At 73.4% G+C, this 18961-nt stretch carries 20 protein-coding genes; 9 read left to right on the plus strand and 11 right to left on the minus strand.

The annotated features are described in order from the left end of the window. Nucleotides 1-27: 27 nt before the first annotated feature. The gene (locus AB0C96_RS25150) at nucleotides 28-939 is read left to right on the plus strand and encodes an aminoglycoside phosphotransferase family protein (protein ID WP_362920023.1); all 912 of its coding nucleotides are present in this window, start codon (nucleotides 28-30) and stop codon (nucleotides 937-939) included. Here AB0C96_RS25150 and AB0C96_RS25155 read toward each other — a convergent pair. The 4 genes from AB0C96_RS25155 to AB0C96_RS25170 form a co-directional block, all read right to left on the minus strand. After that, on the minus strand, nucleotides 929-1768 hold the full coding sequence (locus AB0C96_RS25155; RefSeq protein ID WP_362920024.1) for an alpha/beta fold hydrolase: 840 nt from the start codon (nucleotides 1766-1768) through the stop codon (nucleotides 929-931). The genes AB0C96_RS25150 and AB0C96_RS25155 overlap by 11 nt on opposite strands. After that, nucleotides 1765-2196, minus strand: coding sequence for a helix-turn-helix domain-containing protein (locus AB0C96_RS25160; protein ID WP_362920026.1), 432 nt, complete (start codon nucleotides 2194-2196; stop codon nucleotides 1765-1767). Before AB0C96_RS25160 ends, AB0C96_RS25155 begins: the two co-directional genes overlap by 4 nt. Nucleotides 2197-2280: 84 nt before the next feature. Continuing rightward, the gene (locus AB0C96_RS25165) at nucleotides 2281-3015 is read right to left on the minus strand and encodes a methyltransferase domain-containing protein (protein WP_362920028.1); all 735 of its coding nucleotides are present in this window, start codon (nucleotides 3013-3015) and stop codon (nucleotides 2281-2283) included. Nucleotides 3016-3304: 289 nt separating this feature from the next. Continuing rightward, nucleotides 3305-3964: an NAD(P)H-dependent oxidoreductase gene (locus AB0C96_RS25170; RefSeq protein WP_362920030.1), complete on the minus strand. Its 660-nt coding sequence runs from the start codon at nucleotides 3962-3964 to the stop codon at nucleotides 3305-3307. Nucleotides 3965-4206: 242 nt separating this feature from the next. Here AB0C96_RS25170 and AB0C96_RS25175 point away from each other — a divergent pair, with 242 nt between their 5' ends. From AB0C96_RS25175 to AB0C96_RS25185, 3 genes are all read left to right on the plus strand, one after another. After that, on the plus strand, nucleotides 4207-5196 hold the full coding sequence (locus AB0C96_RS25175) for an ornithine cyclodeaminase family protein (protein WP_362920032.1): 990 nt from the start codon (nucleotides 4207-4209) through the stop codon (nucleotides 5194-5196). Continuing rightward, entirely contained in the window at nucleotides 5193-5459 is a 267-nt protein-coding gene (locus tag AB0C96_RS25180; protein WP_362920033.1) for a hypothetical protein, read from the plus strand. The genes AB0C96_RS25175 and AB0C96_RS25180 overlap by 4 nt, the downstream gene beginning before the upstream one ends. 94 nt (nucleotides 5460-5553) lie before the next feature. Then, on the plus strand, nucleotides 5554-6195 hold the full coding sequence (locus tag AB0C96_RS25185; RefSeq protein WP_362920034.1) for an AAA family ATPase: 642 nt from the start codon (nucleotides 5554-5556) through the stop codon (nucleotides 6193-6195). A gap of 32 nt (nucleotides 6196-6227) precedes the next feature. Here AB0C96_RS25185 and AB0C96_RS25190 read toward each other — a convergent pair whose 3' ends face one another. Further along, a complete protein-coding gene (locus tag AB0C96_RS25190) occupies nucleotides 6228-6935 on the minus strand; it encodes a TetR/AcrR family transcriptional regulator (protein WP_362920035.1) in 708 nt (235 codons plus the stop codon). A gap of 91 nt (nucleotides 6936-7026) precedes the next feature. Between AB0C96_RS25190 and AB0C96_RS25195 the strand changes: the two genes are divergently transcribed. The 3 genes from AB0C96_RS25195 to AB0C96_RS25205 all read left to right on the plus strand — a co-directional run bounded on the left by AB0C96_RS25195 (nucleotide 7027) and on the right by AB0C96_RS25205 (nucleotide 8955). Continuing rightward, the gene (locus tag AB0C96_RS25195; protein ID WP_362920037.1) at nucleotides 7027-7419 is read left to right on the plus strand and encodes a DUF4345 domain-containing protein; all 393 of its coding nucleotides are present in this window, start codon (nucleotides 7027-7029) and stop codon (nucleotides 7417-7419) included. Between the two features lie 129 nt (nucleotides 7420-7548). Next, the gene (locus AB0C96_RS25200) at nucleotides 7549-8175 is read left to right on the plus strand and encodes an alpha-ketoglutarate-dependent dioxygenase AlkB (protein ID WP_362920039.1); all 627 of its coding nucleotides are present in this window, start codon (nucleotides 7549-7551) and stop codon (nucleotides 8173-8175) included. A gap of 201 nt (nucleotides 8176-8376) precedes the next feature. Then, nucleotides 8377-8955, plus strand: a complete 579-nt coding sequence (locus tag AB0C96_RS25205) for a hypothetical protein (RefSeq protein WP_362920040.1) — start codon at nucleotides 8377-8379, stop codon at nucleotides 8953-8955. A gap of 34 nt (nucleotides 8956-8989) precedes the next feature. Here the strand turns inward: AB0C96_RS25205 and AB0C96_RS25210 are convergent, their stop codons facing one another. From AB0C96_RS25210 to AB0C96_RS25225, 4 genes are all read right to left on the minus strand, one after another. Further along, complete coding sequence (locus AB0C96_RS25210) at nucleotides 8990-9925, minus strand: LysR substrate-binding domain-containing protein (protein WP_362920041.1); 936 nt, start codon at nucleotides 9923-9925, stop codon at nucleotides 8990-8992. A gap of 164 nt (nucleotides 9926-10089) precedes the next feature. Then, a complete protein-coding gene (locus AB0C96_RS25215) occupies nucleotides 10090-11625 on the minus strand; it encodes an aldehyde dehydrogenase family protein (protein WP_362920042.1) in 1536 nt (511 codons plus the stop codon). Nucleotides 11626-11659: 34 nt separating this feature from the next. Next, nucleotides 11660-13051, minus strand: coding sequence for a VOC family protein (locus tag AB0C96_RS25220; protein ID WP_362920044.1), 1392 nt, complete (start codon nucleotides 13049-13051; stop codon nucleotides 11660-11662). A 46-nt stretch (nucleotides 13052-13097) separates the two neighbouring features. Further along, nucleotides 13098-14273, minus strand: a complete 1176-nt coding sequence (locus AB0C96_RS25225; RefSeq protein WP_362920046.1) for an FAD-binding oxidoreductase — start codon at nucleotides 14271-14273, stop codon at nucleotides 13098-13100. A 375-nt stretch (nucleotides 14274-14648) separates the two neighbouring features. Between AB0C96_RS25225 and AB0C96_RS25230 the strand changes: the two genes are divergently transcribed. Both AB0C96_RS25230 and AB0C96_RS25235 read left to right on the plus strand, forming a co-directional pair. After that, nucleotides 14649-14996, plus strand: coding sequence for an Ig domain-containing protein (locus AB0C96_RS25230; RefSeq protein WP_362920047.1), 348 nt, complete (start codon nucleotides 14649-14651; stop codon nucleotides 14994-14996). A gap of 80 nt (nucleotides 14997-15076) precedes the next feature. Continuing rightward, nucleotides 15077-16315: an FAD-dependent oxidoreductase gene (locus AB0C96_RS25235; RefSeq protein WP_362920188.1), complete on the plus strand. Its 1239-nt coding sequence runs from the start codon at nucleotides 15077-15079 to the stop codon at nucleotides 16313-16315. A 76-nt stretch (nucleotides 16316-16391) separates the two neighbouring features. Here the strand turns inward: AB0C96_RS25235 and AB0C96_RS25240 are convergent, their stop codons facing one another. Further along, entirely contained in the window at nucleotides 16392-17291 is a 900-nt protein-coding gene (locus AB0C96_RS25240) for an MBL fold metallo-hydrolase (RefSeq protein WP_362920049.1), read from the minus strand. A 174-nt stretch (nucleotides 17292-17465) separates the two neighbouring features. Then, nucleotides 17466-18959: an alpha/beta hydrolase gene (locus AB0C96_RS25245; protein WP_362920051.1), complete on the minus strand. Its 1494-nt coding sequence runs from the start codon at nucleotides 18957-18959 to the stop codon at nucleotides 17466-17468. Nucleotides 18960-18961: the final 2 nt, after the last annotated feature.

Raw genomic sequence — 18961 nt, forward strand, 5'->3', positions numbered from 1 at the left:
GGGTCGGCTCCGATCAGGAAGGTACCGATGCGCGCTCGCAGGATGCACGCCGACGAGGCGGACATCGACCTCCCCCTGGTACGCCGGTTGCTCGGTGCGCAGTTCCCGCAGTGGGCGGGGCTGCGCCTCACGCCGGTCGACTCCGCCGGCACCTCCAACGCCATGTACCGGCTCGGCGCGGACATGGTCGTACGGCTCCCTCGCCGGGCGGGGGCCGCCGACGACGTGGCGAAGGAGCACCAGTGGCTGCCGCGGCTCGCCCCGTTGCTGCCGGCGGCCGTTCCCGCACCGCTCGGCGGCGGAGTGCCCGGCGAGGGGTATCCCTGGCACTGGTCCGTCTACCGCTGGTTGGACGGCCGGCCCCCGACCGCCGGCCGCATTGCCGCACCGGACCTCCTCGCCCGGGACATGGCGGAGTTCGTCGCCGCCCTCCACCGCATCGACCCGGCGGACGCACCTCCCGCCTATCGCAGCGAGCCCTTGGCGCTGCGCGACGCGGCGACCCGCACCGCGATCGCGGAGCTCCGGCAGCGGGCGGACCGGGAGCCGCAGCACGGACTCGTCGACACCGACGCGGTGACCGCCGTCTGGGACGCCGCGCGGCAGGCCCCCGAGTGGCCCGGCCCGCCCGTCTGGATCCACGCCGACCTCCAACCCGGGAACCTGCTGCTCGCCCGAGGACGGCTCGGCGCCGTCATCGACTTCGGGTGCGCGGGCCTGGGCGACCCCGCGGTCGACCTGATCGCGGCGTGGTACGTGCTGCCCGCCACCGCGCGCGGCGCCTTCCGCGCCGCCGTGGGGGCCGATGCCGCGAGCTGGTCGCGGGGCCGCGGCTGGGCCCTGTCGATCGCGCTCCTCGAACTCACCTACTACTGGGAGACCAACCCCCGCATGGCGGCCATCGCACGGCACGTCATCCGTGAGGTCCTCACCGGGTGAGGAACGCGAGGACGGCCTCGGTCCGGCCGAGGATCGCGTGCCCGACCTCGGGCAGGAGGTCCGCCGTGGCGTGCGGGACGCACTGCCGTACGCGCCGGAGGGTGTCCCGGGAGTCGAATATGGCGTCCCGGCCCCCCACCGTCACCTGCACGGGCATGGTCAGCCGGCGCAGCCGGTCGTAGGAGAAGACCGGCAGCCGCTCGGTGCGCGGCCTGAACTGGCCGAAGATCAGGGCCACTTGGTCGAGGACGGGCCGGTCCTCCGGGGCGTACAGGCCGGTGCCGACCTGTACGGAACGGCGCTTCCCCCAGTCCCCCAGGGGACGCAGCAGCAGCGCCTTGAACAGGAAGGCCGTCTTCTGCCTCCCGATACCACCGGGGCACAGGAGGGCCAGACGGGTCACCCGTTCCGGACGGCGGGTGGCGTAGTCCAGCGCCATCCAGCCGCCGAGGGAGGTCCCGACGACCGAGGTGGCGCCGATCCCGAGGCCCTCCAGTACCTCGTCCAGCCATCGGGCGTGGGCGTCGGAGGCCAGGGGCGGGCGGGACGGTGCGCTGAAGCCCGGTTCACCGATGAGGTCGAGGGCGTAGGTGCGGAAGTGCCCCGCCCAGGAGGCGATGTCGTCCCGCCACATCGTGGTGTTCGCCCCGGAGCCGTGCAGCAGCAGGAGGGGCGGGGCGTCCTCGGGTCCGGAGACGAGGACGAAGGTCTCGCCCTCGCGGGTCGGCACCCGCACCTGTTCGGCGGGGACCGGCCAACCGTCCAGCACGTCCTGGTAGCGCCGCCGGATCTCGTGCGCGCCGGCCTCGGACCGGTAGATCGTGCTCATGACGTGAGAACCCCCTCGACGTACTCCAGAAGTCGGGCCGTGTCGGCCAGGCCGCCCAACACGATCACCTTCATCCTGGCCCGCTCCTCGTCGTAGACCGTCTCGATCCGCAACGGCCCGTCCTCCGGGCGCCGGTGGGCGACCGAGGCCGTCAGGAGGGTGGTCACGCGGTGGACCGTCTCGGGGCTGATCGCGTCGATCTCCACGATGCTCGACACCTCGGTGTGCCGCCGGCGCCGTGCCGTCTCGACCGGGGGCGCGGGCACCGGACGGCCGGTGAACGCCTCCAGGTCCTGGTGTGTGATGCGGTACTGCTTGCCGATCCGGACCGCGGTGAGCCGTCCGTCCCGCACGTAGTTGCGGATGGTGCGGACGTGCAGCCCCAGGCGTTCGGCGACTTGTTCCACTGAGTAGAAGTGATCATTCACGAGACTACCTTAACTTCCTCTATAGGGAAGGGGAATGGGTAAGAGTGGAGGAGGTTAGGGAACTTTGGGGAATGTTGGGGTTCCTCAGTGGGCGGGGCGGCGGAACAGGGCCGTCCAGAGGAAGGGTTCGCCGAAGTGCGGGGACTCCGGCGGCTCGTCGTGCATGCGGCGCAGTTCGACCTCCGTCAGGTCGGAGAAGATCCCGCGCAGGGACTCCGGGGTGTAGGCGAGACCGCCGTGGAGACCGGCCTGGCGGTAGACCTCGGCGTCGTCGAGTTCGCAGCCCATCGCGCCGGCCGCGAAGCAGCTGAGGGCGAGGTGGCCGTGGGGCGCGAGGAGCCGGTCGACGAGGGCGAGGTAGCTGATCCGGCGGTGCGGTGGCAGATGGTGGAAGCAGCCCGAGTCGTAGATCAGGTCGTACGGGCCGTCGAGTTCGGCGCCGGCGAGGGCGAAGGCGTCGCCGCAGTGGAACCGCACCTCGGCCCCCACGTCACGGGCGCGGTCCCGTGCCCAGGCGATCGCCGCCGGCGAGAGGTCGACGGCGTCCACCGCGAAGCCCTCCGACGCGAGGTGGAGCGCATTGCGGCCCGGACCGCAGCCCACGTCGAGGGCGCGGCCCGGGCCGATCACTCCGCGTGCGAGGTACGAGACCAGGTTCTCGTCCGGCTTCGCCACGAAGAACGGCACCTGCCGGGAGCGGTCGGCGTAGAAGCCGTCCCACCACGCCGCGGCATCCCTCGTCCACCGATCGGCCCCCTGCGCGAACAGGCCGTCCAGCAGCCTGAGTACGTCGTCGACCGTGCGGATGTTCCGGTCCATCCGGACCCCCTTTCCCGGTCCCGCGAAGCTACCGCCGAGCGGGGTGAAAGCCCAGGTCGGCGCGGCTTCCCGAACGCCGTCACCGGCCGCGGGGCGGGCTCGGTCGAGGGGGTGGGGGCCGCCTCTCGGGGGGTGGGGAGAAGGGGCGCCGGCACACCAGTCGAAGGCCGTCACGGGGGTGGTGTCGGCAGTCCCGGCCGGACTTTCCGAACTTTCCGAGCACTGCGCCGACCGCTCGGTGCGCCGGACCGCTCGGTGCCCGGGGCGCACCCGGGGCGATCCGGTCCGTTCAGTCCTCCGCCCGCTGGGTGACCGGCGCTTCGGTGCGGTCTCCCAGGAACTCGTACCACCGGCGCTGGAGGCACACATAGCGGGTATCCGCCTCGACGAGGCCGAGGAAGGACGTGACGGTCTCCCCGAGCCGCTCCTGAAGCCCGGCGTCGGCCAGTTGACCGTCGTCGGTGAAGCCCTTGTGGGCACCGGCGAGGCTGAACATGTCCGGGTAGACCCGGGTGCCGAGGTGCTCCAGCGGAACCCGCAGGGCCCACAGCCCCCGGTTGCCGCCGACCATCGACGGAGAGGCGGAGAGGAGGAGCGCATGCTTGGTCTTGAACGGCTGCGGCCGGACCCGCGAGACCCAGTCGATGGCGTTCTTCACCACGCCCGGCACCGAGGCGTTGTACTCGGGTGAGGAGAGGACGAACGCATCGCACCGCTCCAACCGGTCGCGCAGCGCCAGCGCGCCGTCGGGCAGCCCCCGTGCCATCTCCAGGTCACCGTCGTACAGCGGCATGTCGAACTCCCGCAGGGTGGCGAGGTCCACGTCGGCACCGGCGTCGACCAGCATGCGGGCGGCGAGCGCGGCCAGAAGGACGTTGGTCGACTCCGCCCGCAGCGCAGCGCCGAGGACGAGTACGCGCAGCGGGCCGGGACGGGCAGCAGTGGGCATGGTCGGTCAGGTCCTTCCGTCGTGGGACACACGCCGTCAACGCGTGCCCTCCGGGGGCGACATCTGGGACAAGTGTGGGCGGTGCGCCCGCTCTCGTGGTGCACGCCGCGCCCGCGCTTGTCGTGCACGCCGCGCCCGGCCGGCGACCGCTGCCCGTGAGTCGGCACCGCGATCGGGGATACCGTCGACCTCGCGGCCGGCGCCGCGCCGGCCGTACGACGCGGAGCGGGAGGGTGAGGCGGATGCTGGTCCTGGGGCGCGCGCAGATCGAGGCTCTGCTCGACATGGACGTGCTGATCGACGCTCTGGCGCCGGCCATGCGGGACCTCAGCGCGGGGCGGGCCTGCGCACCCGACCGGGTCGCCGCGCTCGTTCCCGAACGGGACGGATTCCTGGCCGCCATGCCGGGGTTCGTCCCGTCGACCGGGGCGCTGACCGGCAAGCTGGTCTCGGTCTTCCCGCGCAACTCCGGCACGCCGCTCCCGACCCACCAGGCACTGATCGCCGTCTTCGATCCGGACACCGGCGAGCCCACGGCGCTGCTGGACGGCACGGCGATCACCGCGGCGCGCACCGCCGCCTGCTCGGCGCTCTCGGCCCGGCTGCTGGCCCGCGCGGACGCCTCGTTACTCGCGGTCCTGGGCACGGGCGCCCAGGCCAGGGCGCACGCCGCGGCGATGTGCCGGGTCCGCCCGATCCGCCGGATCCGGGTGGCGGGCCGGGACCGTGCCAAGGCCGCCGCCCTCGCCGACGCGCTGTCCGTCGAACTCCGGCTGCCCGTCGAGGCGATGGACACCTACGCCCGGGCGCTGGACGGGGCGGACATCGCGGCCGCGACCACCCACGCCGTCGACCCCGTGATCCGCCGGCCCTGGCTGACCGCCGGTGTGCACGTGACATCGGTGGGCTTCAACCCGGTCGGTCGGGAGGTCGACGACGCCACGATCGTCGAAGCACTGGTCTGCGTCGAATCGCGGCGGGCGGCGCTGGCGCCGTTCCCGGCGGGCAGCAGCGATCTGCTGGTACCGATCCGCGAGGGCGTCATCACGGAACACCATGTGCACGCCGAACTCGGCGAACTCCTCGCCGGCAGCAGGCCGGGCCGGTCCTCGCGGGACCAGATCACGCTGTACAAGTCGGTCGGGGTGGCGGTGCAGGACGCCGTGGCCGCGGCGCTGGTCGTCGCCGCGGCCCGCGAGCGGTCGATCGGCACGGAGATCCGCCTGGCGTGACGGCGCGAGCGAGGGCGGCGCGCGCACCGGGACCGGAGGACGGTGTCGACGACGTGGCCGCGCTCGTGGTGAATGCCGACGCCAAGGGCCGCCGGCTCACCGACGTGGTGGGCGGCCAGGCCATCGCCTTCCACCGTCGCGTCGGCGGGAAGACCCTGGCGTTCGGCAGCCATGGCGACGGCCTGGAATCCAGCACGCACATGTACGGGCCGGCGCTCGGGGACGTGGCCGAGCAGGCCTCTGCGCAGGCGCAACGCCGCTGACCGGCGGGCGCGGCCGGGACGCGCGCCGGGGACCGGTGGCCCCGTGTGCGCCGGCGTGGCGCCGGTGCCGCGCTCCGTGGCGTACCGTCGGCGCATGCTCCTATGGATCAACGGACCGTTCGGCGGTGGCAAGACACAGACGGCGTACGAGATGCATCGGCGGCTACCGGGCAGCGTGATCTGCGACCCCGAACACATCGGCTTCGGCCTCCACCGGACGCTGCGGATGCTGCCGCCGTCCCTGCGCAGCGACTTCCAGGATCTGCGGGCCTGGCGGCAGGGTGTGTTCGAGGTGCTCGACCTGGCCCTGACCCGCCATGACGGAGCGGTGATCGTGCCGATGACCGTGGTGGAGCCGGCCTACTTCCAGGAGACCGTGGGACGGCTCCGGGAACGCGGCCACGACGTCCGGCACTTCGCGCTGCTGGCCGACCGGTCGACCGTCCTGCGGCGTCTACGGGAGCGCGGCCTCGGTAACCTCGCGCGGCCCCTGGTGGGCAAGGGCGCGCCCCTGCGCGGGGAGAGCTTCGCGGTGTCGAAGCTCGACCTCTGCCTGGAACGCCTGCGTGCACCGGAGTTCGCCGAGGCCGTCCGGACCGACCGACTCACCGTCCCGCAGGTCGCCGAGCACCTCGCGGCCGCCACCGGGCTGACCCTCGCGCCGAACACCGACTCGGCGGTCCGGGGCCGTCTGCGCCGCGCCTGGACGGGGGTCAGGCACATCCGTTTCGACTGAGCACGAACTTTTGTGACGGTGCGTCAACTCCACTACTCAGGAGTGGTCCTGGAGTCGGGAGCGGTCACGGAGTCAGGGCCGGCACCGGAGTCGAGAGCGGTCCTGGAGTCGGGAGCGGTCCTGGAGGGCTCGGCGAAACCGGCGCCGGCGCCGAAGCGTTCGAGGTCGACGACCGCGCCCAGCGCGCCCGTCAGGGCGCCCACGCACATGTCGCGCAGTTCGGTGCGGGAGAACGTCTGGTGCGTCAGCCAGTCCACGCACATCGTGCGGACGAACACCAGCCAGCTCATCAGTGCCGTCGACACCATGCGCCGGGAGCCGTCCTCCAGCCCGGTGGCGTCGAGCAGGCGCTGCCTCAGGACGGCCAGTTCGTCGGTGATGACGGCCTGGATCACCGGGTCGCCGGAGAGCACCCGGTTCGCGGCGAGCACCGTGTTCCGGTTCGCGACGAAGTAGTCGATGTGGGCGTCGAGTCCGGCGGACAGCTGGTCGAGCACGGGGGCGGCGGGGTCGATCTCCGATGCGGCCAGCAGGCGGTCCGCGGCCTGCCGGTAGACCGCGGCGAACAGGTCGCGCTTGCCGGGGAAGTGACGGTACAGCAGGGCGCGTGAGACGCCGGCGCGTTCGGCGACGTGCTCCATGAGCACGTCGTCGTAGGGCTTGGCCGCGAAGAGCTCGGCTCCGACGTCGAGCAGCTGGCTGCGGCGCTCGGCGGGGTCGAGTCTGCGGCGGGTGGTCATGCCGTCCAGGGTAATTGACAGCTGTCTACCAGCGGCCGTAACGTCCGGTTAGTAGACAGGTGTCTACTAACCGGAGGGGGTCGATCCGACCATGGCCGGGCTTCTGAAGCGGCTTGCGCTGATCATGGGGATCGCCTGTGTGGCGATCGGGGCCTACCACCTCGTGCTCGGTGTCGACTCGGTGCCGGGCGAGGGCTCGGCCGGTGCCACCGTCGACAGTCGGGAGCGGTTCTACGGGGCGGTCTTCCTGGGGTACGGCCTTGCCTGGATCTGGGTGGCCCGGCAGTCGCCGGTCCCGTCACGGGCGGTGCGGTGGCTCGCCGGCGTCTTCCTGCTCGGCGGGGTCGGCCGGCTGCTGTCCCTGGCCGTCCACGGGCAGCCGCAGTGGTTCCAGTTGGTCCTGACGGCCATCGAGCTGGTGCTGCCACCGGTCTGCTTCTGGCTTTCGAGCGCCGACGAGCGGGCGGTGGCCCGCGCGCACTGACGGGAGTCCCGCTCCGACTCGCCGCGGGGCGTCCGCGCGCCGGCCCGTGCGTTCGGAGTTCGCCCCGGCGGCCGGTCGACACGCCAGCGCCACAGAACATACATTCGAATCTGCGGTTACGCTGGAAGCATGGGCATGAACCTTCAAGGATCGCTCTTCGACCAGACCGACGAGATCCGCCTCGGTCCGCTGCACGGGCTGCGCCGGACCGAGCTCGGTGACGGGGCCTGGATCGACCTGCTGCCCGGGTGGGTGAGCGGGGCGGACGCCCTGTTCCTGCGGCTCGCCTCCGAGGTCCCCTGGCAGGCCGAGCGCCGGCACATGTACGAGCACATGGTGGACGTACCGCGGCTGCTCGCCTTCTACCAGGCCGACGACCTGCTGCCGCACCCGGTGCTCACCGAGGCGAGGGACACGCTCTCCGCCCACTACACCGACGAACTGGGCGAACCGTTCACCACGGCCGGGCTCTGCTACTACCGGGACGGCCGGGACAGCGTGGCCTGGCACGGCGACCGGATCGGCCGGGGCGGCCGCGCGGACACGATGGTCGCCATCCTGTCCGTCGGCGCGCCGCGCGACCTGCTGCTCCGCCCCCGGCACGGCCACGGCACCGTCCGGCGCCCGTTGGGACACGGCGACCTGATCGTCATGGGCGGCTCCTGCCAGCGGACCTGGGAGCATGCGATCCCCAAGACCACGCGCGCGGCGGGGCCACGGATCAGCGTCCAGTTCCGCCCGCACGGTGTGCGGTGACGGGGAGCGGGCGGCGGGGCGACCGGTGACGGTGGGGCGCGGTGGAGGTCGGCACCCCGCGGCGTCGCGCATGCGTGCCGATCGCGACAACTTCGTCCCGCCGGTGGCCGGAAGCCACCCGGAGCGCAACGCCGATGCCCGACCGGCCGTCCTAGCGCATGTAACTGGATTCCTCTCTTCCACTCTCTCTGGGGGTAGATCATGCGACGGTTGGGGACGACGGCCGCGGTGTTGGTGCTGACGGGAGCCGGGGTGCTGGGCGCGGCCGGGGCAGCCGGTGCCGCACCCGTCCCGACGGGCACGACCGGACCGGTCAAGGCCTGCGCGACGCACTGGGGCAGCACGGAGAAGTCGCTCACCGGCGCGAACGCCAAGCCGTTGCGGGACATCAGGACCGGGCGGAACGCGTGTTACGACCGGATCGTCTTCGACATCGGCGGTGCGGCGGACGGCAAGGTCGGCTACCACGTCGGCTATGTCGACGCGTTCCACCAGGACGGGTCCGGCGAGCGGATACCGGTCAAGGGCGGCGCCATCCTGGAGATCTACGTGACCGCGCCGAGCTACGACCCCTCGACGGGCCGGCAGACCTACGCCGGACAGGCGGGCAAGTCGCTGCCGGGCGTCGACCTCAAGGGGTACCGGACGTTCAAGGACACCAAGTTCGGCGCCAGCTTCGAGGGACAGACCCAGGTCGGCCTGGGCGTGCGCGCCAAGCTGCCGTTCCGGGTGCAGCAGTCCGGCCATCAGCTGATCGTGGACGTGGCGCACACCTGGTGACCCGACCCCACGGGGCGACTTGGCGCACGGCGTGTCAGGGGTACGACGGCCCGGTGTCCTGAACCCGGGCGTCGTCGCTCCACGGCACGGCCCGCACCACGTCCACCAGGGCCCGTACCGACGGCCGGTGCGCGGAGGCGGCGCGGCACACCACCACCACATGCCGCTCGACGGTCTCCCGCAGCGGCACCACGTCGAAACGCGAGGCGCGCAACCGGAGCATCAGGCCGGTCACCGTGCTCACGCCGATGCCCGCCTCGACGAGCGCCAATGTGGTCGCGGTGTCCGTCACCTCGTGCCGGACGTCCGGTTCCACACCGGCCCGACGGCACGCGGTGCGCACCGCCCGGCCGTAGTAGCTGTCGGCCGCGGGCAGGATCCACCCCAGGTCGCGGGTGTCGGCCAGCCCGACGGCCCGACGGCCCGGCATCGTCCCGGCGGGCACCGCCAGCGCGAACCGCTCGCGGTGGAGCGGCAGCACCCGCAGGGCCGGATCGCGGGGGAGGGGCACGTCCGGGTAGTCCAGGCCGAGCGCCAGATCCACCGCCCCCGCGGCGACCGCGTCGTACACCTCGTCGACGTCCATCTCGCGGCTGTGCACGGCCAGTTCCGGATGCACGGACCGCACCCGTTGCAGCGCCGGCGGCAGGACCTCGGCGGCTGCCGTGGCGAACAGCCCCACCCGCAGCACACCGGAGATCTCCCGGCGGGTCCGCTCCAGCGCCTCGACGGCCTCCGCCTCGGTGGCCAGGATCCGTTCCGCGTGCCGGGCCAGCGCCACCCCGGCGTCGGTGAGCTCGACCCGCCGGCCGACCCGCCGCAGCAGCTCCGCGCCGGCGGCCTTCTCCAACGCCGCGATCTGTTGGGAGACCCCGCCCGGCGTGTAGCCGAGGGCCTCCGCCACCGCGGTGATCGTTCCGCGTCGGGTCAGCTCCACCAGGGAACGCAGCTGGGCGCTCGTCCAGTCCATCCAGGAATGTTAGGAGATCCGGCGCACGACGTCCGGGCGGAGGGGACGGGCGGAGCGTCCGGGCGAAGTGGACGAGCGGGGGACCGGTTGCCCGGCGGCGCCGGTGACCGCAGGGCCCGCCGCCGGTCCCTCCCCGCCTCTCGGCCGGCGGAAATCCCTTTCCTCTAAAGGAAGTTGACCCCCTGAGCGAGCGGCAGGTCGTCCGAGTGGTTCACGGTGTTCGTCGCCCGGCGCATATACGCCCGCCAGGCGTCCGAACCGGACTCCCGGCCGCCGCCGGTCTCCTTCTCACCGCCGAACGCGCCGCCGATCTCGGCGCCCGAGGTGCCGATGTTGACGTTGGCGATGCCACAGTCCGAGCCGTCGGCCGCGAGGAAGCGCTCGGCCTCCCGCTGGTCCCGGGTGAAGATGCTGGAGGACAGCCCCTGCGGCACGTCGTTCTGTAGCGCGATGGCCTCGTCGAGCGTGCGGTAGGTGAGCACGTACAGGAGGGGGGCGAAGGTCTCCTCGCGCACGATGTCGGTCTGGGCCGGCATCCGGACCACCGCCGGGCGGACGTAGGCCGCCCCGGGCGCGCTCTCCTGGAGCCGGCGCTCGCCGCCGGTCAGCAGCTTGCCGCCGTCGGCCTGGGCGGCCGTCAGCGCTGCGGTCATCGCGGTGTGGGCCGCCGGGCTGACGAGCGGGCCGACCAGCGTGCCGTCCTCGAAGGGGTTCCCCACGGGCAGCTGCTCGTAGGCGTGCACGATCTTCTCCTGGAGCCGGTCCGCCACGTCCTCGTGGACGATCAGTCGGCGCAGGCTGGTGCAGCGCTGTCCGGCCGTCCCGGCGGCGGAGAAGACGATGCCGCGCACGGCCAGGTCGAGGTCGGCCGAGGGGGTGACGACCGCGGCGTTGTTGCCGCCGAGTTCCAACAGGCAGCGGCCGAACCGGGCGGCCACCCGTGGGGCGACGGCGCGCCCCATGCGGACCGAACCGGTGGCGCTGACCAGCGCCACCCGGGCGTCGTCGACGAGGCGTTCGCCGGTCTCGCGGTGGCCCAGCACCAGCCGGTGCACGGCGGCCGGCGCACCGGTCTCCCCGGCGGCCCGGTCGAGCAGCGCCGCGCAGGCGAGCGCGGTGAGCGGGGTCAGCTCGGACGGCTTCCACACCACGGTGTCGCCGCAGACCAGGGCGACGGCGGTGTTCCAGGACCACACCGCCACCGGGAAGTTGAACGCGGAGATCACGCCGACCACGCCGAGCGGGTGCCAGGTCTCGGAGAGCCGGTGGCCGGGCCGTTCGGAGGCCATGGTGCGCCCGTAGAGCTGGCGGGAGAGCCCGACGGCGAAGTCGCAGATGTCGATCATCTCCTGTACCTCGCCGAGCGCCTCGGAGCGGATCTTGCCGGCCTCGATGGTGACCAGGTCGGCCAGGTCGTCCTTGTGGGCGGTCAGCAGTTCGCCGAGCCGCTTCACCAGGGCGCCGCGCTGGGGGGCGGGCACCAGGCGCCACCGCCGGAAGGCCTCGTGGGCATCGGCGACGGCGGCGTCCACGTCCTCGTCGGCGGCGGCCGGCAGACGGTACAGGGCGCCGCCGGTCAGCGGCGTACGGGACACCAACTCGCCTTCCTCGGCCGGTAGTTCGACACCCAGGCGGCGCAGGCTCCGGGTGGCCAGGGTGCGCAGGGCGTCGGTGTCCAGGGGGTGTGTGCGGGTGGTCACGGTGAAGGCTCCTCGGAGGTCGTGGGTGCGGGGGTCAGTCGTCGGCCGGGGGCCTGAGCCCCAGGGCCCGGTGCGCCGCCCGCAGCGAGCTGTCCTGTTGGGCGGCGTAGAGCTCGAACGGGTCGTGCACCGTGCGCTCGATGGCCTCGGCGAGCCACCGCTCGTCGTAGGGGGTCGCGGTCTGGGTGCCGTCCCGGGTGCCCTCGTCGGTCAGGTTGGACTGGAAGATCCCGGCCGCCGAGCGGGGCAGGAAGTCCTCGTAGACGACGGGACGGGCGGTCAGCCAGCCGTCGGCCAGCAGCGCCGCGCGGTCGGTGGGCGGCCGCCGGCCGTCGCGGGGGCGGTCGACGACCGGGTGGTAGGTGAAGAACGCCAGCCGGTCGGCGGCCAGCCGGCCCTCGTCGCGGGGGAACCGCGCCTCCCAGAGGCCGCGGGCCACCTGCTGTGCGGTGGCCCCGGGGTGCTCGGCGAGCCGCCGGTCGGTCTCCGCGACGAGCTCGTCGTACAGCGCCCGGCCGGTGCGGGTGAGGGCCACGCCGCGGGCCTCGACCTCACCGAACCGCACCCGCAGGGACGCGGTGCGCAGACTGCCGTCGGGTTCGCGGAACCTCCGCGGCTCGGCCAGCGCACGGAAGGAGGTCTGACGCAGCAGCACCTCCGGCCCGTCCCACCGCGGCGGGCCCTGGATCCGGTCGATCATCGCGATCCCGCGCTCCTCCATCAGGGCGTAGAGCCGGTCGATGTCCAGCACGCGCGGGGTGAGGTGGTTGACATGGGTGCTGGACACCCCGCCGATGTCGGCCGCGACTGCCGAGATCCGCTCCAACTCGGCGTACCAGGCGCGGTCGACGGGCTCGGGCGACAGCTCGAAGGCGGCGACGGCGAGGCCGAGGAAGCGCTCGGCCGGCTCCTCGGGGAGGCCGCCCTCGCGTTCGGCACGCCGGGCCAGCTCGATCAGCTCCGGAGGGAAGAGCTCGCGGCGGGCCAGGAACGCCTCCAGCCGGGCCTGCCGGTCGGCGTCGAAGAAGCGCCGGTCGGCCGGGGTGAGCAGGGAGGTGAACACCCGGAAGGGGTTGCGGGCCAACTCCTCGGCGTCGACGGGCCGGAAGGCGGTGGACACCACCGGAACGGCGCTCGACGACGCGTCGCGCAGGTCGTAGAACCCCACCGGGTGCATGCCCAGCGCGGCGAAGATCTGCGCCGCCCGGCGCATCTCCCGGGGGGTGCCGACGCGGATGGCACCGTGGCGTTCCGCGGTGATCCGGTCGATGCTGCCGAGGCGTTCGGCATCGGCGTCCCGGCGCAGGACCTCGTCGTTGACCTGGCCGGCCACATCGAGCAGCGTGGTGTACGCCGGGACCTCGGTCCCGTACATGTCCGACAGGCGACGGGCGAAGGCGGCGCGCAGCCGCCAGGTGGGGACCATACGAACCTCCTGGAGCGAGGAGCGGTGACCGCGGGGTCCGGGCCGCTCAGATGATGTGGGCCTCGGGCCGGGCGCCGTGCCCGGCGAACCGGTCCGCGGTGAGCGGTGCGACGTCGATCGGTGGAGTGGCGCCGAGGTACAGGTCGCGGACGACCTCGCCGACCGCGGGCGCCTGGAGGAACCCGTGCCCGGAGAAGCCGGTGGCGTACAGGAACCGGCTGACGTCGCCGGCCTCACCGATCAGCGCATTGCAGTCCGGGGTCATCTCGTACAGGCCGGCCCACCCGCCGGTGACCGGCAGCTCGCCCAGCGCGGGGGCGCGGCGCCGGGCCGCGGCACGGAACGGCGCCAGCCATTCGGGGGTGAACTGACGGCCGAAGCCCGGCTCCTGGCGCGGATCGGACAGGCCCACGAGGAGGCCGTCCGCGCCGTCGTTGTGGAAGTAGAGCGTGGAGTCCAGGTCGAGGGTGAAGGGGATCCGCGGGGGAGCGGGGCGCAGCGGTCCGGTGAAGGCGATCTGCCGCCGCAGCGGGGTGACCGGAAGGCCCACGCCGACCATCGCCCCGACGGCGGCGGACCAGGCCCCCGCACAGCAGATCACGGTCCCGGTGCGTACCGTCCCGAGCGGTGTGCGCACCCCCGTCACCGCCGCATCGGCGGTGTCGACGGCGGTGACGGGGCAGTCGGCCAACACGGTCGCTCCGTGCCGGCGGGCCGCTCGCAGATAGCCGGCCACGGCCGCCGCCGGCAACGCCCACCCGTCACCCGGCGAGAACGCCGCGGCGACGAAGCTGCCGGGGTCGACGTACGGGCACAGCCCGTGGGCCTCGCGCGGGGTGACCAGGCGGCTCGGCACGCCGAGCTCGTTCTGCACGGCGATGCTCCGCTCGAAGGTCGCCACCTCTTCGGCGTCACCGAGGAGGAAGAGGTAGCCGACGCTCTCCAGCCCGACGTCGGCGCCGGGGCGCCGGGCGAAGCCGCGCCAGGCCTCCAGACTGCGCTGCCCGAGGCGGATGTTGACCGGATCGGAGAACTGGGCCCGCACCCCTCCGATCGGTTTCCCGGACGAACCGGATCCCGGCCGGTCACGCTCCAGCAGGAGCACCTTCTCGACGCCGGCCTCGGCCAGATGGAACGCGATGCTCGCCCCGATCACGCCACCGCCGACGATCACCGCGTCGGCGTACTCGGGGAGGGGGCCGGCAGCCGTGGTGAGAGCCATCAAGGGCCTTCCCGTCCTCTCGTTCGGAGACAGACCACACGCCCGGCGGATGCACCGCGCCCGGGCGCCCTGCCGTGCGCCCGCCGGTGCACAGATCGTTGCGCGCCGTGCCCCGAGCGTCTACCGACGGGTTCTGCGATTGATCTGTTAGGGGCGCTATACGGTCACCCAAGCGCCGTCGTCCACCGCCGGCGCACCGCACCCCCACGGCCCCGGACGCCGGCCCGGCGGCGGCGCGCCGTGTCACCCCACCGCAGGAACTCTCCGCGAACCAGCCGGTCGTAACCCGGGGCGGCGGTGCCGCCCTGCTTACCATCACCGCATCGAGAGGTGCGCGCCGCGCGAGTGCGGGGCCGGGCGAAGCGAGGTATCGGCATGAGTGCGAGAGCGGGCTCGGTCCAGGCGCTGACCATCCAGCCGGCCGGGGGAGCCGGGCAGCACGCCGGCCGCAGCGAGGCCTTCCCGCAACCGCTGAAGGTCCGGCTCGTCGAGCGCAACTCCCTCCGTCCGGTGTCCGGCGCCGAGGTGACCTTCTGCTGGGCGTCGATGAGTCAACAGGCCCTCTTCGAGGGCGACGAGAGCGCCGTCACCGTACGCACCGACGCCGGGGGATACGCCCAGACCCCGCTGCTGATGGCCGGCGACGCGGTCGGCACGGCCCTGTTCACCGTGACCGCCGAGGGCGCCGACCCGGAGGAGCTGGAGATCACGGTCGACCTCTGAGCCGACCCCGCCGGCGCGGGACCGGCCCGGGCGTCCGGGCGTCCCGGCGGTGACGGATGTCGGTGGGTTCGAAGGGAGTGGTGGCGTTGGAGCGGACCACGTGCTGTGTCGTGGGCGGTGGCCCCGCCGGGATGGTGCTCGGGCTGCTGCTGGCCCGGGCGGGTGTGGCGGTCACGGTGCTGGAGAAGCACGGCGACTTCCTCCGCGACTTCCGCGGCGACACCGTGCACCCGTCCACGCTGGCGCTGCTGGACGACCTGGGGTTGAGCGAGCGGTTCGCCCGCCTGCCGCAGCGGCGGGTGACGACGATTCAGCTGCCCCTCGGGCCGGACCGTTCACTGGTGACGATCGGGGACATCGGCGCGCTGCGCGGCAGGTTCAACTACATCGCCATGGTGCCGCAGTGGGACCTCCTCGACCTGCTGGCGGACGAGGCCGGCCGGGAGCCGTCCTTCTCGGTGCGGATGAGCACCGAGGCGACCTCCTTCCTGATGGACCGGGGCCGGGTCACCGGGGTGCGGTACCGCACCTCCGACGGACGCACCGGTGAGCTGCGGGCCACCCTCACCGTGGCCTGCGACGGCCGCGGTTCACTGGCCCGCACACTGCCCGAACTGGGGCTACAGCGGTTCGCCTGCCCCATGGACGCCTGGTGGTTCCGGCTGCCGCGGCGCGACGGCGATCCGCACGGGCTGGTGGGCGGCGTCGGCGACCGGCTGCTCAGCGCCATGATCGACCGGGGCGACTACTGGCAGTGCGCCGTGCTGATCCCCAAGGGCACCGACGCCGAGCGCCGCGCCGCCGGCCTCGGGCCGTTCATGGCCAACTACGCGGTAGCCGCCCCCTGGCTCGCCGACCGCGTCCGGGCGCTGAGCTCCTGGGACGAGGTGAAGCTGCTCGACGTACGGCTCGACCGGCTCCGGCGCTGGCACCGCCCGGGGCTGCTGTGCATCGGCGATGCGGCACACGCCATGTCGCCGGTCTTCGGCATCGGTATCAACCTCGCCGTCGAGGACGCGGTGGCCGCCGCCCGGCACCTCGTCGCGCCGCTGTGCGCGGGGACGGTCGGCCTGCACGACGTACGTGCCGTCCAGCGCCGCCGGTGGCCGACGACGGTGCTGACCCAGGCGCTCCAGCGGTTCGCCCATGCACGGGTCATCGGGCCGGTGCTGGCAGGGGAGGCGCCCTTCGGCAACCCCCGGCGGGCGCGGCGGATGGCCGAGTGGGTCACCACCTCACGCTGGCTGAACCGGGTGCCGGCGTACTTCCTCGCCTACGGCGCCGTACGGGAACGTCCGCCGGTCGTCTCGATGCGCTGAGCGGTCGCTCCCACCCTGTCCGGCCACCCGGCCGACGACCTCGCTCAGGTGCTCGGCCGGGTGCTCGCCCTCCCCGTCACCACCGCACGGCGGTGAAGTCGATCGGCCGCGGCTGCATCTCCTGGACCCGGGCCGTCAAGGCCCGCATGCGCTCCGCCATCTGCGGTGCGGGCAGCCGCTTGCGGTCGCCGTGCCCGGGCAGCAGCCATTCGAAGCGCAGCCGGTCGACCGTATGGGCCAGCGACGCCGCCAGCTCCGTGATGGAGTACCAGGTGACGCTCTCCGCCACCTCGATGTCGCCGGTCGCGCGTGACCAGTAGAAGCTGTCGCCGCTGAAGCAGTACCGCTCGTCGGCGACGTAGAGCACGCTTCCCCGGGTGTGGCCGGGCAGCGGATGGGCGAGTACGCCCTCGCCGACCTCCACGGTCCCGGTTCCGCGCAGGATGCGGTCCGCCTCGGGCGACGCCGCGAGATCGCCCTCGTGGATCCATAACCGGGCCCCGAAGCGGTCGGCGTACCGACGCCCGTGCGCCGCATGGTCCTGGTGGGTGAGGAGGACGTCGGTGATGCGGCCGAGCTCCTCGTACCGCCCGGCCAGCGACTCGCTCCAGCGAGGCGTGTCGACCATCATCAGCGTCCCGGAAGGGCGGCGCAGGACATAGGAGTTGGCCGCCGCGGTGTGCGGGGAGTTGTGCCCGCAGAGGTGGACGGTGTCGTCCAGGGCGAGCGGGAAGGGGTCCTGCGCCGGGTCCGGTCGATGGGACGTGCGGCGGATGGAACGGGAGTGACAGGCGAACGCGGCCGCGTGCAGCCGGCGTTCCTCCGCCTCGTCCCGCGGCTGCCGCAACACCCGTGACCGGCCGTCCACCTCACCGATCAGACCCGGCGCCAGCTGTCTGGCGACGTCGCAGTTGTTGCAGCGTTCGTCCACGTACCAGTCGGCGGCCGTGCTCTCCGCGGTGTGTGCATCGTCCATGGTGTGCGCCCCACTTCGTGCGTGCGGTGGACCGGGTTCGGCTCCGGCCCCGTGCACCACGAGGTTCCCTGGTGGGCGGTGAAAAGCGGAAGGGGGGTTGGGTCTTGTTTCTTCCGGTTTCCACCTCTCTCACGGGAGGACGAATGTGCTGACGCGTGCATGACATATGCGCCCTCATGGGGTGGGGAGGCCCGGTCCCCGGCAGTCCACGTCGGTGCCCGGCACGGTGCCGTCGACCAGGTACGCCGCGGCCGCCTCGTCCACGCAGTCGTTGCCGCGGCTGGCGAACACCCCGTGGGAGTAGTCGTGGTGGAGGGTGACCAAGCGGGAGCCGGGCAGTCGGTGCCGCAGCGCGCGGGCGCCGGCGAGCGGGGTGACCGGGTCGTGCGCGGAGGCGATCAGCAGCGCCGGCGGTGCCGCGGGGCTGCCGAGCGGAGTGCGGTGGGCGGGCCGGTGGTGCCAGTACGCGCACACCGAAGCCTCCATGCCGGTGAGCACCGGCCGGAGGTCGCTCCGGCGCAGCCGGCGGAGGTCGGCCACGATGCGGGCGGGGTCGGGCGCCCGGCCGTCCGCGCACTTCACCGTGCGGTTGGCGGCCTCGTAGGTCCGTGCCGCGGCGCCGTCGAAGGGCTCGGCGGGCCGCAGCGGGCCGACGGAACCGTCGCGCAGATACGCCCGCAGGCCGTCGGCGAGACCCGTCCAGCGCTCGGTCCGGCCCAGCGCCCGGTACACGGTGCGGTCGAACTCCGCCGCACCGAAGCCGTTCACGGGGCTTCGGCCCAGGCCGTGACGCACCCTCTGGTAGGCGGCGCGCACGGACGCGGCGCGGGCGCCGAGGCCGAAGCGCTCCTGGTGCCGGGCCACCCACGAGAAGAACACCGCGCGCTGCCGTAGCAGGGCCCGGCTCTGCCGGAGGTCGAAGTCGTACCACTCCCAGGGCCCGACGACGCTGTCCAGCACCAGCCGCCCGACCCGCTGGGGGAAGCGGGCGGCGTACGCGGCGCCCAGGTACGTCCCGTACGAGACGCCCAGGAAGGCGATCCGGGGTTCGTCGAGCGCGGCCCGGATGGCGTCCATGTCCCGGGCGGTCTCCGTGGTCGACAGGAACGGCAGGGCGTCGCCGACTCCGCGGGCGCAGTCGTTGGCGATCCGGCGCAGGTCGTCGAGGTACCGCCGCTCGGCGGTGCGGCCGACCGGCACCGGGTCCCGGCCGGGGCCGTCGAAGAGTCCGCCCATCCGGCCGCAGTCCGCGGGCGCGCTCGCGCCGGTGCCCCGGGGGTCGAACCCGATCACGTCGTACGAACGCCGCACCCGCTCGGGGAGTTTGGCGCGCTTGGTGACGGCGTAGCCGAGGCCCGGTCCCCCGGGGCCGCCCGGGTTGACCAGCAGGACGCCGCGCCGCTCGGACGCCGGTCCGGAGGCGCGGACGCGGGACACCGCGATGTCGATCCGGATGCCGTGCGGGCGGCTCCGGTCCAGCGGCACGCTCAGTCGACCGCACTCGACGCGCTCCGGGGCCGGCGGAGTCGGTACGGACTGCGGACAGGGGCCGAAGCGGAGTGCGGGCGCCGGGGGAGCGGCGTGGGCCGGGCCGGCCGGGAGCACGGTACCGGTGACCGTGAGGGCGCAGAGCAGGCCCAGGCGTCGGAGGGTGGGAAGCGGAATCACGG

The organism is Streptomyces sp. NPDC048506, assembly GCF_040651315.1.
In the GTDB taxonomy this organism is placed as follows: domain Bacteria; phylum Actinomycetota; class Actinomycetes; order Streptomycetales; family Streptomycetaceae; genus Streptomyces.